We start from the raw sequence: 17,495 nt of genomic DNA, 5'->3' as shown, positions 1-17,495 counted from the left end.
TCTACCTGCCGTAGTAGAGAGTGACGGTGTGTTTCGCCTCGGCGAAGAACAGCCAGCGTTCGACCAGCATGCCAGCGAATTGGGCTGATGTGGCGACTGCCGACAGCACCGCCGCATAGGGCCGTGGCAAGGCGAACGCGGCAATCAGCAGCGAGGCGGGCAGGGCGAAGGCCAGCACTTGCGTGATCTGGCGCAGCCGCGCCTTGTGCTTGCGCGCGATGCGAAAGCCCATCTCCTTGAGCAGGTAGTTTTCTTCGGTGTGCGGCCATTCCAGCGACCGCACGGTACCGCTGGCAAGTCCGGTCGCGGTGTTGGCGTTGGTCGGGATTTCCAGCCTGTCGTTGTATCGCCAGGTTGCCAGCTTCCAGCCCCAGCCGAGCAAGGTCAGCAGCACGCAACCCGTCAGAACGATAGTCGAGCCGAGGGCGAAAGCCTGCAGCAGCGCGTTGAGAAGCACGCTGCCGCTCATCGCCGAAAAGATCAGATAGCCGGGCAAGGTAAAGCGGCTGTGCCACTGGGCGATCGGCTTCAGCGAGGCGTAGATCATGCCGGTGGTGCAGACGGTGGCGACCGCGCCGACCGCAGCCAGCAGTCCGGCGACGGCCACCCAGCCGTTTGTGCGGCCGATGAACACCCAGCCGACGGCGAACAATCCCGCCGGCACGAAGGTTGCGACCGAGGCGACACCTTCGCGCGACAGCCACGAGCTGCGCCATTGCGAGAATGCTCTCCAGGCGCGTTCTGGGCGGCCGAGATGGCCGGCCGACGACAACAGGCCGGCCGAGATCAGGCCGAGCGCCAGCCCCATGCCGACAAGGCCGAGCCAGAAGTCAGGCGGGACAAATCCTTGTCCGGCCAACACGCCGAGCAGTGCGAGCAGGCCGTAACCGGCGCCCGTGGCAGTGGTGAAGAAGACGACGGAGAAGGCTGGATGCATGGATGCTGATCAATGCGAAAGCATGCGGTCGACCCAGCCGAGGAAGCCGCCTTCGGCCTGCACCGGTTCGAGCCTCGGCGCCGGCACCGATGCGGCGCGCGGCGTGTGGGCGCGCGGCGGCAAATATTTGTTGGTTGGGTGATAGCCGAGTTCGGGCATCAGGTCGACGCCGCCGCGCTCGGCCACCAGCTGCGAGATCGCCGATGCCGGGTCGCCGAGATCGCCAAAGTGCCGCGCGCTGGTTGGACAGGCGGCGACGCAGGCCGGCACGCGGTCTTCTTGCGCCAGATTGTCGTTGTAGATGCGGTCGACGCATAGCGTGCACTTCTTCATCACGCCGACATCGGTATCGAATTCGCGCGCGCCATAGGGGCAGGCCCAGCTGCATAATTTGCAGCCGATGCACTTGTCCTCGTCGACCAGCACGATGCCGTCCGAGGCCCGCTTGTAGGAGGCGCCGGTCGGGCAGACGGTGACGCAGGCCGGTGTCTCGCAATGCAGGCAGGAGCGTGGGAAATTGACCGTTCGCCCGCCCATCTCCGTCATATGCTCATAGCTGTGGACGCGGTTGAACCATACCCCGTCGGCATCGCCGCCATAGGGATCGATGTCGGTCAGCGGCGCCATGTGACCGCCGGTATTCCATTCCTTGCAGGCGGTGACGCAGGCCTGGCAGCCGACGCAGGTGTCGAGGTCGATGACCAGGCCGAGTTTTTTGTCGGTATGGGCGGGAACGCAGGTCATTCGGGAGCTTCTCTTTTCATGCGGAACTCGGCGCCGAAATTGAGCTTGTCGGGCGAGGGCTCAAAATGCGGCGGTTGCCGGAAGCGCTCGAACTGCGGCTCGGTGAAGCCGGCTTCTTCAGCCGCGCATTTGACGATGCGGACGCGCAGGTCGAACCATGCCGCCTGGCCGGTCACCGGATCGGAATTCGAATAGCGTCTGCCGTTCGCATCAGCGGAAGTCTGGTCGCCAATGATATGGTTGAGCAGGAAGCCGCGGTTGGATTCGGCGGCGTCGTCCTTCAGGCCCCAGCTGCCGCGCCGCTTGCCGATCGCGTTCCAAGTCCACACCGTATCCGCGTTGACCCCGTCGACCAGCTTGATCTGTCCCTTGACCCTGCCGTTGATGCTCTCGATCCACACCCAGTCATCGTCGACAAGCCCGAGGCCGGCGGCGGTGCGGCTGTGCACGAACAGCCGGTTCTGGCTGGTGATCTGCCTGAGCCAGGCGTTTTGCGAGCCCCAGGAATGATACATGTGCATCGGCCGCTGCGTCAGCGCGTGCAGCTTGTATTTCTCGAGGTCGACAGCCGCCTCCTCGAACGGCGTGTACCAGAACGGCAGCGGGTCCATATAGGTCTCGATGCGGCTGCGCTCCGCCTCTGGCGGCAGCACCCGCCCATGGCCGCGGCCGGCGAGCCGAAAGCGCTGCATCGGCTCGCAATAGAGCTGGAACACGATCGGCTCGGCCTTCGGGATGAAACCCATAGTCTCGGCGAAGTCGAGATAGGAGCGGTTGGCCATCTTGTAGTAGCGCTGGTCGTCGGCAAAATCATGGTGCCAGAAGCCGCCATTGTCGATGTAACGCTGAAGCTGGTCGGGATTGGCCTCGCCCTTGCCGATCGAGGTTCCGTCCTTGCCGCGCCAGCCGGCGAGCGGGCCGATGCCCGGCGTGCGCTCATGATTGACGATGTAATCGGCATAGTCGCGGTATTTGGCCGAGCCGTCGTCGTCGACGAAGCCGGGCAGGCCGAGCCGCGCCCCGAGCTCGATCAGCACCGTCTGGAACGGGCGGACGTCGCGGTCCGGCTCGACAACCGGATGGCGGATGGCGTCGCCCGGTCCATCGGCATGGCTGATCGGCCGGTCGAGCAGGCTGATGCAGTCATGCCTTTCGAGATAGGTCGTGTCAGGCAGCACGACATCGGCGAACGGCACGGTCTCGGAATAATAGGCGTCGGAATAGATGATGAACGGGATCTTGTACTCGCCTGACGCGTCCATGTCGGTCAGCATCGCCATCGTCTCGACGGTGTTCATCGACGAGTTCCAGGCCATGTTGGACATGTACATGAACAGCGTATCGATCCTGTAGGGATCGCTGGCCCAGGCGTTACGGATGACCGTGTGCATGAGCCCGTGTGCTGCCAGCGGCGCATCCCAGGAATAGGCCTTGTCAATACGGATCGGCGTGCCGACGTCATCGACCAGCAGATCGTCCGGGCCGCAGACGAATCCAAGCGGCATGCCTTCGAGCGGCGTCATCGGCCTGACGTCCTTGCCCGCCGGCTTCGGCCCCGGCGGCGCCGACCGCGGATAGGGCGGCTTGAAGCGAAATCCGCCGGGCACGTCAACCGTACCCAGGAGTACTTGCAGCAGGTGGATGGCGCGGCAGGTGTGAAAACCGTTGGAATGCGCCGAGATGCCGCGCATCGCGTGCATCGACACCGGCCGGCCCTTGATCGTCTCATGCCGGCGGCCGGCCCAGTCGGTCCACGCCACCGGCAGTTCGATCGCCTGTTCGAAGGCGACATGCGCCAGTTCGGCGGCGATGCGGCGGATGGTGTCGGCGGCAACGCCGCAACGTTCGGCGACCGCATCGGGAGAATAGCTCTCCTGCAGATAGCGGTCGGCAACCAGCTGGAAGACCGGAACGCAGCGGCGGCCATCGACCTGGAAGTTGCCGGTCAGCGCCGGTTTTGCACCATTATCGGTGGCGCTGACGGGCATTTTCGCCACCCTGTCCCAGGCCAGCGGATTGCCGTCGCTGTCGCGCGCGAACAGCCCGTCATCGGCAGCATTCGGCTCCTGGATGACGAGGACATGGGCATTGGTATAGCGCAGCAAATAATCGAGATCGACGCGGCCGGCCTTCAGCAGCTCGTGGATGAGGGCAAACACGAACAGGCCGTCGGTTCCGGGCCGGATGCCGATCCAGTCATCGGCAATGGCGTTGTAGCCGGTGCGGCACGGATTGATCGAGACCACCTTGGCGCCGCGCGCCTTGAGCTTGCCGAGACCGATCTTGATCGGATTGGAATCATGGTCCTCGGCAACTCCGAACAGCATGAAATACTTGGTGTTGTCCCAGTCGGGTTCGCCGAACTCCCAGAACGAGCCGCCGATCGTATAGAGCCCGCCGGCCGCCATGTTGACCGAGCAGAAGCCGCCATGGGCGGCGAAATTCGGCGTGCCGAACTGGCTCGCCCACCAGCCGGTCAACGATTGCGACTGGTCGCGGCCGGTGAAGAAGGCGAGTTTCTTCGGGTCGGTGCGGCGGATTTTCGACAGCCGTTCCGTCGCGATCGACAAGGCCTCCTCCCACTCGATCTCGCGAAACTCTCCCGAGCCGCGCGGACCGGTGCGCAGCAATGGCTTCTTCAGCCGGGCCGGGCTGTAATGCTGCATGATGCCGGCGCTGCCCTTGCCGCACAGCACGCCGCGATTGACCGGATGGTCCTTGTTGCCGTTGATGTAGCGGACCTTGCCGTCCTTGATGTGGACGTCGATGCCGCAGCGGCAGGCGCACATGTAGCAGGTGGTCTTGGCGATGCTGTCGGAGACGTCAGGCGAGGTATCGACGCCATCACCCTCGTCGGGCGCGCGGGTGTTGGCAAGCGATCGTTGGGACGGTGCCGAATTGGCGCCGCGCAGCGTTCCGTGGTTCATGATCCGGCGCTTTTGCGGTCTGCGAATTTGGCTCTCGTCTTCGGCCCGGGGCCGCGCATGTAGTGTTCTTCCGGATGATAGCGGTTGCCGGCAAGCCGACACCGCAGACCGCGGGTCCAATGGGCAAACAAGGATTTGAACCGCTCGATCACTTTTCTACCCGTTGCAGCTTGGCCGCGATTTTTTTCCAACTCCGTCGGGAAAATTAGAACAAAACAATCGATCCTTCTAACAAATTACTCTTGTAATTCCGATCGAATTTCTTTCTTAATTCTGCCATGACCCTGGACCAACTGCGCATATTCGTTGCTGTCGCCGAACGTGGGCACATGACCAAGGCGGCCGAACTGCTGGGCATTTCCCAGTCGGCCGCCTCGGCCGCCATCCGCTCGCTCGAGCAGCAGCATGGCGTCCAGCTGTTCAACCGGGTCGGTCGCAACATCGAGCTGGCGCAGACCGGGCGCAGGTTTCTGCCCGAGGCCAAGGCCGTGCTCGAACGGGCGGCTGCCGCCCACGACGTGCTGGAGCATGTCTCGCAGACGATCACCGGCAGCCTTTCCATCGCCGCCAGCCAGACCATCGCCAGCTACTGGCTGCCGCGCCGGCTGGCCTCCTTCCACGAGGCCTATCCCGCCGTCAGGCTGAGCGTGACCATCGGCAACACCAGGCAGGTTGAGACCACCGTACTGGACGGTACGGCTGATTTTGGCCTGGTCGAGGGGCGCACTGAATCCGACATATTGCGGCGCGCCAAGGTCGATGTGGATCGCCTGATGCTGGTCGTGGCGCATTCGCATCCCGAGATCGCTGAAGTCTCGCGCGGGCATCCCGATATCAGGGAGCTCCGCTGGATCATCAGGGAGGGCGGATCAGGCACGCGCGAGGTGCTGGAAGATCTTGCCCGCCGCGAAGGGATCTCGTTCGCGGACCTGCGGATATTCCTGGTGCTGCCAAGCAACGAGGCGGTCCGTCAGGCGGTCGAGGCCGGCGCCGGCGCCACCATCATTTCGGAGCTCGTCGTCGAACGCGCGGTTGCCGAGGGCAGCCTGCGGTCCGTGTCGATCGATCTGCCGAAGCGCGATTTCGCCATGATCACGCATCGTGACCGGCAGGCAAGCCTGGCCCAGATGGCGCTCAAGGCGCATCTCGGCGCGAAGGCCGGCGAGACCGCCAGGGGGTAAGCCGGGTCAAGCGAATTTCCGCTGCGCATCGAGCGCCAGCCCAAGCCCGACCGAGCCGAACATGTCACCTTCGATGACCGACGCCTGCGGCACCAGAGCCAATATCTGCTCCCTTGCCAGCGGGATGGCGGTCGATCCGCCGGTCAGGAACACTGCGGTGATGGCGGACGGTTTCACCTGCGCGTCGCGGATCGTCTCACCAACCGTCGCGGCAACCCGCTCGATATCCCTGGCGATCGTGGCCTCGAGCCCGGCGCGGGTAATTTCGGTCGCAAACTTCGCTCCGGTCAGCGCGACCATCACCTTGGCCGACGGTTGCTCCGTCAGCGCGATCTTGGCCCGCTCGACCAAAGCGGCCAGCGCGTGCCCGTAACGATGCTCGACGATGTCGATGAAGCGGTCGACCAGGTCGGCGCGTTCCGCCTCGTAGCGGATCTGGCGCAGATGCGTCATCGCCCGGGTGGTGTAGACCAGATTGATGCGCTGCCATGTCGCCAGGTCGATGAAGTAGCTGGCCGGCAAGTTGCGCTTGCCGTCCTTGGTCGGCGAGAGGTAGCCGAGCTGCGGCATCACATGGGCGATGCTCAACAGCCGGTCGAAGTCGGTGCCGCCGATATGGATGCCTCGGCTCGCCAGAATGTCGTCCTTGCGATCCAGCGAGCGGGCGCGCTGAGGCGAGACCCGAACGATCGAGAAGTCGGACGTGCCGCCGCCCATGTCGACGATCAGCGCCAGCTCTTCGCGCGTCACCTTCTGCTCGTAGTCGAGCGCCGCCGCGATCGGCTCGAACTGGAAGGCGATATGCTTGAAGCCATGGGTGCGGGCCGCGTTTTCGAGTTCACCTTCGGCCTTGGCGTCGGCCTCGGTATCGTCGTCGACGAACTGCACGGGACGACCGAGCACCACGCTCTCGACCACGTCGCCGGCATCCTCTTCCAGCCTTCTCCTGAGGTGACCTACGAACAGACCGATGATCTCGGTGAAGGCGATCGATCGGGTCTTGATGCGGGTCTTTTCATTGACCAGCGTACCGCCGAGTACGCTCTTCAGCGAGCGCATCAGGCGACCCTCGACACTATCGGTATAGTTGGCGATGGCGCGGCGCCCAAAGTAGGTGCGGTTGTCCTCGAAATTGAAGAACACCGCGCTGGGCAGCGTCACCTCGCCGTCTTCCAGCGCCACCAATTGCGGCTGCCCGTTCCTGATCACGCCGACGGTGGAATTCGAAGTGCCGAAGTCGATACCGCCGAATGCTGGTCGCATCGCAAAGTCCTGTATTTTTGATTTGGGGAGCGACAGCCGGTGTTCGGCCGGGCCGCGGTCGCGATCTAACCCGCGAGCGTAAAAAGGGGAACCGCCTTTTGAAGAGAGTTTTAATCCTTCCGGAAGACGAGCCTTCCGAGCCAGCCGGTCAGCATGGCAAGCGATACGGCGAAGATGCCGTAAAGCAAGGAATAATCGTGGGCGACGCGGAAGATCGACTGTTCGAAACCGGACTTGCGGATTTCGAGCTGGGCGGAACTTTCCTTGATGAACAGGCCGCTCTTGAACAGGAACGCGCGGGCCTTGTGGGTGCCGACCGGAACATTGGGGGCGAGCCTGACGGTGGCGCGGAACAGGTTCTGCGACAGGAATTGCACGCCGCCGACATTCACGCTGTAGAGGCCGGTCGCCGTTTTGCGCTCGCGCAGCGCCGCGGTGAATTCCTGGATGGTCGCCGGACTGTCGTCATCGTCGGCCGGCTGCATGTAGATGTTGGCGGCGCCGAGGGACAGTTGCTTGTAGCTGTTGGGGTCGGTGACGTCCTGCAGCGGCCGCGTCGTCGCCACCGAATAGGACACCGGCACATTCTCGAAGGTCTCGGACTCCAGATTGATCCAGATGCCGAGCACCCGGTCCTTGCGGCGCACGACGACCGGCCGGGCCGGACCCTCAAGCACGACGACGATGTCGTAGCGCCCCTGGCGGGCGACACGCGGGTCGGCATTTTCCAATGAGCCGAAGATGGTGAGGTCGGCACCGGAAAAGCCGGCGGTGATTGAGACATGGTCGGTGGACAGGCCGATCTGGATGTTTTCGGTAACTGGCGTCTGCGCTCTGGCCGGTGACAAGGCGGCGAGCAGCGACAGCGAGGCAGCGGCCAGGAAAGCCCTAAAGCCCGCCATCAGCTCGGATCCACGCCGGACAGCGAATAGAGGCTGGGCGGCGTCACGAACAGATCGATGGCGAGCCGGAAGGCAACCGCCAGCACCAGCAGTGCCAGCAGCGCCCTGAGCTGCTCGCCGCGCAGCCTTTGGCCGGCCTTGGCGCCGTATTGCGCGCCGGCGACGCCGCCCGCCATCAACAGGAAGGCGAGCATGACGTCGACCGTCTGGTTGGTGGTGGCATGGACCAGCGTGGTGTAGGCCGAGGTGAAGATGATCTGGAACAGCGAGGTGCCGATGACGACGTTGGTCGGCACTTTCAAGAGATAGATCAGCGCCGGCACCATGATGAAGCCGCCGCCGACGCCCATGATCGACGACAGGAAACCGATGCCGGCACCGAGGCCGAGCACCGGGATGACGCTGACGAAAAGCTTTGAGGCCCTGAACCGCATTTTCAGCGGCAAGCGGTGGATCCAGTTGTGCTGGCCGGATTTCTTCAGCACCGGTGCCGCGCCGCTGCGCGTGGCGCGCAGCGCATTGACGCTCTCGACCAGCATCAGCCCGCCGACGGTGCCGAGCAGCACGACATAGAGCAGCGAGATGAACAGGTCGAGCTGGCCAAGCCGGCGCAAGAAGCCAAAGACGAAGATGCCGCCGGTCGAGCCGACGATGCCGCCGGCCAAAAGCACACCGCCGAGCTTGAAGTCGAGCGTGCCGCGCTTCAGGTGCGACAATGCGCCGGAGAAGGAGGAGGCGATGACCTGGTTGGCGCCGGTGGCGACCGCGATCGCCGGCGGTATGTTGTAGAAGATCAGCAGCGGCGTGATCAGGAAGCCGCCGCCGACTCCGAACATGCCCGATAAGAAACCCACCGCCGCGCCCATGGCCAGCAGCACGAAGATGTTGACGGAAATTTCCGCGATCGGGAGATAGATGCCCACCCGTCAGTCTCGATCAGTTTGCCCCGTCGGCGAATGCAACCATTGCGGGCATTCGTGCCAAAAAGCCCATCTCGTTCTTGCGCCGGCCGGGCGGCGAAGTCAAACCTCGCCACGTCGCCGAAACAAAAAACAACTCAATCAGTTAACAGGCAAATGTGTGGCAAAGGCGTCGCGGAAACGACGCATCCGACGTTATTTGCGCGCCAGCAGCGCCTTGACCAGCTTTTCGTCGACCGTGCCGGTCGGCTTCAGATCGTTGTCGGTCTGGAAAGCCATGATGGCATCCTTGGTTTTCTGGCCCATCACGCCGTCGTCATTGCCGGCCTCATAGCCGTTCTTGTTGAGAATGCGCTGGATGTTCTGAACGACCTTCTTCATGTCGACACTGGCGGTCGTCTGCGGCGTGCCGTCCTGCCACGATTCGGGAATATCGGCCGAATTGGCCGCGGGATCGAGCGGCTTTGCCTTCCACAGTTCGGTGGCGGCGCGTGCGCGTTCGAGCTGCTCGGGCCTGAGCGCCTTGGCGATCTCGTCGCGCTTTGCCGCCGCGTCCTTGTCGCCGGTCTTGGCGACGAGCGCGAACCATTTGTAGGATTCTTCGAAATTCTGCTTCATGCCGACGCCCTTCGCCGCCAGGATGCCGAGATTGAACTGGCTGTCCTTGACGCCGAGATCGGCGGCGGCCTGGAACCAGTGCGCGGCCGATTCATTGTCGGTCACGCCGTCCGCAGCCATGGCGAAGAGCACGGCGAGATTGTGCATGGCGCTGGCGTTACCCTGCGCCGCCGCGAGCTGGTACCAGGTTTTCGCCTTCTTGACATCGCGCGCGACACCGGTGCCCTTCTCGTAGAGGTTGCCGATGCGGTATTCCGCCGGCGCGTAGCCGAGCTCGGCTGATTTCTCGTACCATTTGGCCGCCGCTGCCATGTCTTGCTTGACGCCGCGCGATTCGGCGTAGCGCGAGCCGATCTCGAACAGTGCCTTGGCGTCGCCGCCGGCCGCTGCGTCACGCAAAGCGGCTGGGCCGGCATCGGCTGGAATGTCGATCTTGGCAGTGGCCGCTGCCGTCGAGGCAACCGCTGACGTGACCGTGCCGGTCATGTCCCGGGTCGCGGGGCTGGCGTCCGGCGCCGTCGCCATTGGTTCGGCGTCCGCAACCGTCGGGCCCGCAGGTGCCGACGCTGTCATGTTCGCCGCCGCCGGATCGGGCGACGTCGTTGAAACCATTGGCACAGGAACAGGATCGGCCGCGGACCCTGGGTCGATCGGCGTTTCGGCATCCGCCGATATTTCGTTATCCGACGGCGTGGCGATGCCGGTCTGCGCCGGCATGTCGCCCTCGGCTACCGATTCGGATGGCTCTGCCTGCCGGGTGGCGCGGTCTGGTGCGCTATCCCTTGCGGTTTGTGCGTCGGTCTTCGGCTCGCTGACGGTACCGGTCGATGCGGTTTCCGCTGGCTGCGCGGCCGCCATCGGCGCCGTATCATTGCTGGCCCTTTCGACCGGGTCGGAGACAAAGGCCTTGCCTAATTGCAGGCCGGCGAGCGCCAGCATGACAGCGGCGGCCGCCATCAGAATCGGCTTGCGTCGCGCCTTGAGCAGATCGCCGATCCTGAGCGCCTTTACCGGCCCCCTCATCGTCGACTGCTTTTTGAGAGCGTCGGCCTCGGCAGCGGCCGCTTGCGCCGCGCGTCTGGCTGCGGCGATGAAGTCGGATTTCGATGCATCGGCATTGCCGGCCCTGACGGGCGGGCCGCGTTCGTCGCGCACGCGCTTCATGATGGCGTTGAGGTCCGGTGGACCGGAGCCGGGCTCCAGCGGCCGGTTTGCAAGCTTCGGGTCCAGCGGCTCGTCGAGATCGGCAATCGGTATCTCGACATCAGGCGCGGAGCCGGCAAGCGGTGGAACGATCGTCTCCTTCTTGGCCTTGAAGGCGCGCGCCAGTCCGCCGAGCATCGACTTCCGGCCGCCGGTCGGCTGGCTTTTTTCCGCCGTGTCCGAGCCAAGCGCCGCCATGGCCGCGGCCGCGGCGGCTTCGGCCGGCGTACGGGTGCCCGGGTCGCTACGCGTACCCGGGTCGCCGCGGGAACCTGATTCATCGCTGATCATGGCAGAGACATGGCTGTCGAGGTCGGCCGTGTCTTCCGTCAGCGGCAATGGCTGGTCGATGTCCATGGACGGCGCGTCACGTACGGCCATCTTTGACGATCGCACGCCGCGCCAGCCGTCCGGCTCGGCCGGTTCCGTATTCAGAAATTCGCTCACAGCGTCGGTTGGCTCGCCGGTTTCCAGCGAGCCCAGCCGGTCGACGATCTTGAGCAGCGTGTCGTGGATGGCTTCAAAGGTCCTCGAATTGCGCTCGTCGGAACGGCGCGTCAGTGCTTCAAGCGTCTTCAGATCCTGGGCGAGGCCAGAGACGGCCGCCGTGTTGGCACTTGAGCCCGCCAACGAACGGACGGCGCTCTCGGCTGCCTCGCGCGCCGCGCTGAGGATGGAATCGCGGGTGCCGGCCAGCGACTTCTCGATTTCGTTGAGACGAGGGCTGATATCCTCCAATTCCGGCAGTGGCGCGCCTGGTTTCGAAAGGTGCGCCGACAGGCCCGCGACCTGCGCTTCCAGGCTGCGGATCAGGGCCGGGTCGATGCCGGCGACTTGTGCCGCGGATGAATCCAGCCGGATTGAAATGTCTTCGAGCCGGCTTTCCAGGCCACGGATCGCCGCTTCACCTGCGTGATCGGGAATGCGCGTCTCCAAGCGCTTGGCCAGCGCGCTGAAGCGGGCGTCGAGGGCGTCCATGATGCCGGCCCCGTCGATCTGCGGCATGCGCTGGTCCAGCCTGTCGGCAACTTCGTCCAGCCGGCGCTCGAGATCGCGAAACAGCATGTTGCCCTGTTCAATCGCGTCGCCCTGGCGGCGCTCCATCATACCGGACAGCACGTCGAAACGCTGTTCCAGGCCCTGGAAGATATAGTCGGCGTCCGGCATGGCAGGCGCCCGGTCGATCTTGTCGGCAATAAGCGCGATCTGCTTGTCCAGACGCTCCATCGCCTGCTCCGGCAAATTGGCCCGGCTGGCAAGATCGTCGACACGGCTCGACAGCATGTTGAGGCGGTCGATGACCTCGCCGCTGGGGTGGACTTGCGTCACTTCCTCGATCTGTGCGGCAAGCGAGGCGATCCGCTTCTCGATACGCTCGAATGCTTCGGGGTCGAATGAATTGGCCTGCGCGGCGACGGTCGAGGCGACGATGGCGCGCGAAATCTCGTCCAGCCGCTCATCGATCATTGCGAATGTGCTGCTGCCGAGGCTGTCCTGCTGGAGGGCGAAATGCTCGACGGCGCCGGCAAGCGTGCGGACCTTTTCTTCGAGTGAACGCAGCGACAGCGATTCCGGCAGATTGTTGACGGCATTGCTGATCTGTTCGAGCCGTTCGGTCAGCATCGAAAGACCGGGTGCGTCCGACCGCTGTCGCTGATCGGCATCGACACGATCCTCGAACGCGGTCCAGCGGCGGTCGAACTCATCCCAGCGGCGGCCGACCGCCTGCACGCTCTCCTCGCGCGCCAACGTGTCGAGCGCGGCCTTGACCTGCTCCAGGTCGAGCCGGAGCATGTTGACGCTTCTGTCGTCGCTCTTTTCGGCCAGGGACTGGATGGCGCCGGAAAGCCGCTCGAACTCGACGCCGAGTTCGGCGCTGCCTTTGCCTCCGGATTGGCCACCCGGCTGGGTGCTTGCCTGGAAAGCCCGCTCGATGTCGTTGCGCAGCGCTTCGAATTCGCGCTGCAGGCCGGCGGTCATCTGGTGGCGCAGTTCCTCGCGCAGGCCGCGCAATTCGCCGGCGATCTTGCCGACCACGGCGACGCCGTCTTCCTGGCCGCGCACGCGGTCGATGTCGCGGGCGATCGCCTGGTAATTCTGATCGAAGTAATTCTGGTCGAAGGCAGCCGGCTCCGGGCTTTTCGGCGGCTGCGCCGGGCGCGGATCCTCATAGGGTCGGGCGCTGGCATAGCGCGGCTCAGCGCTCAGCCGGCGCGGATCGGGACGTTCGCTCAAGTCCTCGCGCGTCCGCTCCAGCCGCTGCTCCAGCGTTTCCAGAGAACGGTTGAGCTGTTCAAGCGTGGTGTACGGCCTGCGCTGCCGGCCGGCGTTGAGTGTATCGAGATAGGACCGCTTGCTGTTCATCGATGCGCCCGTTCAGTTTCACTGCTGGCTTTATGACCAGTTTTCCCAAAGTCCTGCCGGAAGCGAAGGCGGCCGCGGCTTTGCTGCGGTGGAAGACTAGCTTCCCGGGTTTCACCCGCGCTCCGAAAAACCGTGAAAAATTCGCTACAGGATAAACACGGGTGACCGACATGCGCACAATTCGCCCAACGTGGTAAACAACGCGTTAACCAAGCTTAAGAAGTTACAACATCGTCGACGAGCGCCTGGGCCATGCGCTGGCGGATGCGGCAAAAAGATCCTCCCGCACGACGCCCTTGCTTCGTGAGGCGGCTATCGGTATAGAATTGACGTAAACGTAAGGGTGCAAGACTGTGCCGTTTGCGATTTGTTTGTTGAAACCACGGGTGGAAGCACGCCCCCGCTTCCACTCAGGCGACGCACGGTCCGGGACCGCGGCGCCACCAGATGGGGAAAGCCAGTGACCATGAAACTTGTTTCGCCCGGCGAAGCCGCGGCCAATACCAATGACATGTCTGATAAAGCCGGCGAGGATCTTGTCCGCATCGGCGAGATGGCCAAGAAATACGGAGTAACGCTGCGTACGCTGCGTTTCTACGAGGACAAGGGCCTTCTCAATCCGCAGCGCGACGGCTCGACCCGTCTCTACACGCGCCGCGACAAGGCGCGGCTGAAGCTGATCCTGCTCGGCCGCAAGGTCGGATTCTCGCTGCGCGACGTCAAGCAGATGATGGATCTGTATGACCCAACCGGTTCCAACACCAAGCAGTTGCGGCTGACGCTCGACAAGTCGGAGAAGCAGCTTGCCCGTCTGCGGAAGCAGCGGGCGCTGATCGATGATGCCATCAACGAGTTGAGCAACTCGATGGCGGCGGTGCGTCAGATGCTGAGCGAACGCTCGGCGGCGCAGGCCAGCGTCGCCGGGTAATTCCTCGCCGGATTCCTGTGAACGGCCTTTCTGGGAGAGAGCCGCGTGGACCTTGGCCGCGCGGCTCTTTGCGTTGTCTTGCGGCTGCGTCGGGATTTTTCAATCTGTTCGGACTGGCTACGGCCAGCGCCGTTACGCTTGTGAGCGAGCGGCGGGGATAATTTGTCGCATCAAAAAATTGACGTTTACGCAAACGTCAACTTTTGCTATTCCGATCTGAACATTGGTCCGCATGCCTTCACACTGGGGATTCGGGGCCAAGGCCGCATGGTGGAGGAAACGCATGCCGATCTACAGGGCGCCGGTCCAGGACACGCTGTTTGTGCTGAACGAAGTACTGGGCTACCAGCGCTATTCCAATCTTCCTGGATTTTCCGACGCGACGCCGGACGTGGTCGAGGCCATCCTCGCCGAGGGCGCCAAGCTCGCTGAAAATGTCATGCAGCCGCTGAACCGCGTCGGCGACATGGAAGGCTGCGTGCGTCATGGCGACGGTTCGGTGACGACGCCGAAAGGCTTCAAGGAGGCCTTCGACCAATACCGCGAGGGCGGCTGGATGGGGCTGGCCGCGCCCGTCGAATTTGGCGGCCAGGGTTTGCCTTACGCGGTGCATACCGCTGTTTCCGAATATATGATTTCGGCCAACATGTCGCTGATGATGTACCCCGGCCTGACGCAGGGAGCGATCGCCGCGATCATTACTCACGGCACCGACGAGCAGAAGGCGCTCTGGTTGCCGAAGCTGGTCGAAGGCGTCTGGACCGGCACCATGAACCTGACCGAGCCGCATTGCGGCACCGATCTCGGCCTGCTGCGCACCAAGGCGGTTCCCAACGGCGACGGCACCTACAGGATCTCAGGCCAGAAGATCTTCATATCGGCCGGCGAGCACGACATGTCGGACAACATCGTCCACCTGGTGTTGGCCCGCATCGAGGGCGCGCCGGAAGGCGTGAAGGGCATTTCGCTGTTCATCGTGCCAAAACTCAAGCTCGATGCATCAGGCAATCCTGGCGAGAAAAACACCGTCTCCTGCGGCTCGATCGAGGAGAAGATGGGCATCCATGGCAATTCGACCTGCGTCATGAATTATGACGAGGCGCAAGGCACGCTGCTTGGCGAGACGAATGGCGGGCTGAAAGCCATGTTCACGATGATGAACGAAGCGAGGCTCGGCGTCGGCCTGCAGGGGCTTTCTGTGTCGGAGGTCGCCTATCAGAACGCTGTGTCCTATGCCAAGGATCGCCTGCAGGGACGCTCGCTGTCAGGGCCGAAGGCGCCGGACAAAAAGGCCGATCCGATCATCGTCCACCCCGATATCCGTCGCAGCCTGATGACCATGAAGGCCTTCAACGAGGCCGGTCGCGCACTGGCGCTGTGGACGGCAATCAAGTCCGATATCGCCCACCGCGCCAGTGACGACAAGGACCGCCAGGCCGCCGACGACTACACCGGGCTGATGACGCCGGTGGTCAAGGGGGTGCTCACCGACAAGGGTTTCGACCACGCGGTGATGGCGCAGCAAGTGTTCGGCGGGCACGGCTATATCGAAGAGCACGGCATGAGCCAGTTCGTGCGCGATGCCCGCATCGCCATGATCTACGAGGGTGCCAACGGCATCCAGGCGCTTGACCTCGTCGGCCGCAAGCTGGCCTTGAATGGCGGCCGTGCCGTGCAGGCCTTCTTCAAGGAGGTCGGCGAATTCTGCGAGGAGAACCGCACTGACGAGAAGATGGCGCCCTTCACCAGGGTGCTGAAGAAGAGCCTCAACGATCTGCAGGCGGCGACGATGTGGCTGATGCAGAACGGCATGGCCAAGCCCGACAACGCCGGTGCCGCCTCGACCGACTACATGCATCTCTTCGGCCTCGTGGCGCTGGGCTATATGTGGGCGCAGATGGCCAAGGCAGCCCGGGCGAAATTGGCCAATGGCGCCAATGGTTCTTCGGCCTTCTACGACAGCAAGCTGGTGACGGCGCGCTTCTTCATGGAGCGGATCATGCCGGAGACATCGGCGCACCTCGCCCGCATCTCCAGCGGCGCCGATACATTGATGGCACTGCAGGCGGAAGCGTTCTAAGCTCGATTTCCCTCCCCCTCGAGGGGAGGGTGGCCGCGAAGCGGCCGGGAGGGGTCCTGCGTGTAGTGCGCCGACCTGGTTGGCGCCTTGGGAGGAGAATGATCGCGTTGCCTCAAATCCATGTCGGTTTCGAACTGCAGCAAGATAAGGCCGAGCACTCCATCGGCGACCCCACCCGGCCCTTCGGGCCACCCTCCCCTCGAGGGGGAGGGGGATGTCGGCGCGAGGGAGAAACAGCATGACCAACCCCGCCGAAATTCTTGGCCTTCCCAAACCCGCCTGGGCGGCGGACGAGGTCGGCATGCTCTACGACATGGCGCACCGCTTCATGTCGGAAGAGATCGCGCCGCGCTATGACGAGTTCGAGAAGAACGAGATGGTCGACCGCGAGTGCTGGCTGAAGGCGGGCGCGGCCGGTCTGCTCTGTGCCTCGATGCCGGAGGAATATGGCGGTTCGGGCGGGACGTTCGCGCATGAGAGCGCCATCATTGAGGCGATCGGCCATGTCGGCGTCGACGGTTTCGGCATCGGCCTGCACAATTCGATCGTCGCCCCCTACATCCTCCACTACGGCTCGGAGGAGCAGAAGAAGAAGTGGCTGCCGAAGCTGGCGACCGGCGAGCTGATCGGCGCAATCGCCATGACCGAACCCGGCGCCGGCTCCGATCTGCAAGGCGTAAAGACGCGCGCCGAGAAGGACGGCAACCAGTACAAGGTCAACGGCTCGAAGACCTTCATCACCAACGGCCAGCTCGCCAACTTCATCATAATCGTCACCAAGACCGATCCGGAGAAGGGCGCCAAGGGCACTTCGCTGATCGTCGTCGAGACCGATGAGATCGAAGGGTTCGAGCGCGGCCGCAACCTCGACAAGATCGGGCTCAAGGCCAACGACACGTCGGAACTGTTCTTCAACGATATGCGCGTGCCGACTTCCAATCTGCTCGGCCGCGAGGAAGGCCAGGGCTTCGTCCAGTTGATGCAGCAATTGCCGCAGGAGCGGCTGCAGATCGGCACTGGCGCCATCGCCATGGTCGAACGGGCGCTGGCGTTGACCATCGACTACGTCAAGGAGCGCAAGGCCTTCGGCAAGGCGATCATCGATTTCCAGAACACCCAGTTCAAGCTGGCCGAACTGAAGACCGAGGCGACCATCGGCCGGGTCTTCTACAATGACTGCGTCGCCCGCCATATCGATGCTGGTCTCGACCCGGTGACGGCCTCGATGGCCAAATACTGGCTGTCCGACCTGCAGGGAAAAGTCGTCGACGAATGCCTTCAATTGCATGGCGGCTATGGCTACATGAATGAGTATCCGATCGCCCGCATGTTCCGCGATGCCCGCGTCCAGCGCATCTACGGCGGCACCAACGAGATCATGAAATTGCTGATCGGGCGCTCTCTCTGAGAGACTTTCAGCAAACCAAG

The 17,495-nt window shown here is 63.6% G+C and carries 11 protein-coding genes; 4 read left to right on the top strand and 7 right to left on the bottom strand.

All coding sequences use genetic code 11. The features are described 5' to 3' along the window. Position 1: 1 nt before the first annotated feature. Genes JG739_RS31420 through JG739_RS31410 form a run of 3 tightly spaced genes read right to left on the bottom strand, consistent with a single transcriptional unit; the run spans position 2 to position 4,608 of the window. The gene (locus JG739_RS31420) at positions 2–937 is read right to left on the bottom strand and encodes a dimethyl sulfoxide reductase anchor subunit family protein (protein WP_202364688.1); all 936 of its coding nucleotides are present in this window, start codon (positions 935–937) and stop codon (positions 2–4) included. A gap of 9 nt (positions 938–946) precedes the next feature. After that, positions 947–1,681 (bottom strand): 4Fe-4S dicluster domain-containing protein, encoded by a 735-nt coding sequence (locus JG739_RS31415; protein ID WP_202364687.1) that lies wholly within the window; start codon positions 1,679–1,681, stop codon positions 947–949. Further along, positions 1,678–4,608, bottom strand: coding sequence for a molybdopterin oxidoreductase family protein (locus JG739_RS31410; RefSeq protein WP_202364686.1), 2,931 nt, complete (start codon positions 4,606–4,608; stop codon positions 1,678–1,680). Before JG739_RS31410 ends, JG739_RS31415 begins: the two co-directional genes overlap by 4 nt. Positions 4,609–4,886: 278 nt before the next feature. Here JG739_RS31410 and JG739_RS31405 point away from each other — a divergent pair, with 278 nt between their 5' ends. Next, complete coding sequence (locus JG739_RS31405; protein ID WP_202364685.1) at positions 4,887–5,789, top strand: LysR substrate-binding domain-containing protein; 903 nt, start codon at positions 4,887–4,889, stop codon at positions 5,787–5,789. Between the two features lie 6 nt (positions 5,790–5,795). Here JG739_RS31405 and JG739_RS31400 read toward each other — a convergent pair whose 3' ends face one another. From JG739_RS31400 to JG739_RS31385, 4 genes are all read right to left on the bottom strand, one after another. Beyond that, entirely contained in the window at positions 5,796–7,052 is a 1,257-nt protein-coding gene (locus JG739_RS31400; RefSeq protein ID WP_202364684.1) for an Hsp70 family protein, read from the bottom strand. A gap of 110 nt (positions 7,053–7,162) precedes the next feature. Beyond that, positions 7,163–7,954, bottom strand: coding sequence for a TIGR02186 family protein (locus tag JG739_RS31395; RefSeq protein ID WP_202364683.1), 792 nt, complete (start codon positions 7,952–7,954; stop codon positions 7,163–7,165). After that, positions 7,954–8,877 carry a sulfite exporter TauE/SafE family protein gene (locus JG739_RS31390; protein WP_202364682.1) on the bottom strand — a complete coding sequence of 308 codons (924 nt, stop codon included), beginning with the start codon at positions 8,875–8,877 and terminating at the stop codon, positions 7,954–7,956. Before JG739_RS31390 ends, JG739_RS31395 begins: the two co-directional genes overlap by 1 nt. A gap of 192 nt (positions 8,878–9,069) precedes the next feature. Further along, on the bottom strand, positions 9,070–13,059 hold the full coding sequence (locus JG739_RS31385) for a peptidoglycan-binding protein (protein WP_202364681.1): 3,990 nt from the start codon (positions 13,057–13,059) through the stop codon (positions 9,070–9,072). 466 nt (positions 13,060–13,525) lie between these two features. Between JG739_RS31385 and JG739_RS31380 the strand changes: the two genes are divergently transcribed. From JG739_RS31380 to JG739_RS31370, 3 genes are all read left to right on the top strand, one after another. Next, positions 13,526–13,987 carry a MerR family transcriptional regulator gene (locus tag JG739_RS31380; RefSeq protein ID WP_202367717.1) on the top strand — a complete coding sequence of 154 codons (462 nt, stop codon included), beginning with the start codon at positions 13,526–13,528 and terminating at the stop codon, positions 13,985–13,987. A 283-nt stretch (positions 13,988–14,270) separates the two neighbouring features. After that, the gene (locus JG739_RS31375; protein WP_202364680.1) at positions 14,271–16,067 is read left to right on the top strand and encodes an acyl-CoA dehydrogenase; all 1,797 of its coding nucleotides are present in this window, start codon (positions 14,271–14,273) and stop codon (positions 16,065–16,067) included. Positions 16,068–16,305: 238 nt separating this feature from the next. After that, entirely contained in the window at positions 16,306–17,475 is a 1,170-nt protein-coding gene (locus tag JG739_RS31370; protein WP_202364679.1) for an acyl-CoA dehydrogenase family protein, read from the top strand. Positions 17,476–17,495 lie beyond the last annotated feature (20 nt).

It is taken from the genome of Mesorhizobium sp. L-2-11, assembly GCF_016756595.1.
Taxonomy (GTDB): Bacteria; Pseudomonadota; Alphaproteobacteria; order Rhizobiales; family Rhizobiaceae; genus Mesorhizobium.
Note: the sequence above shows the minus strand (reverse complement) of the source record. Positions and strands in the feature narration are given on the sequence as shown.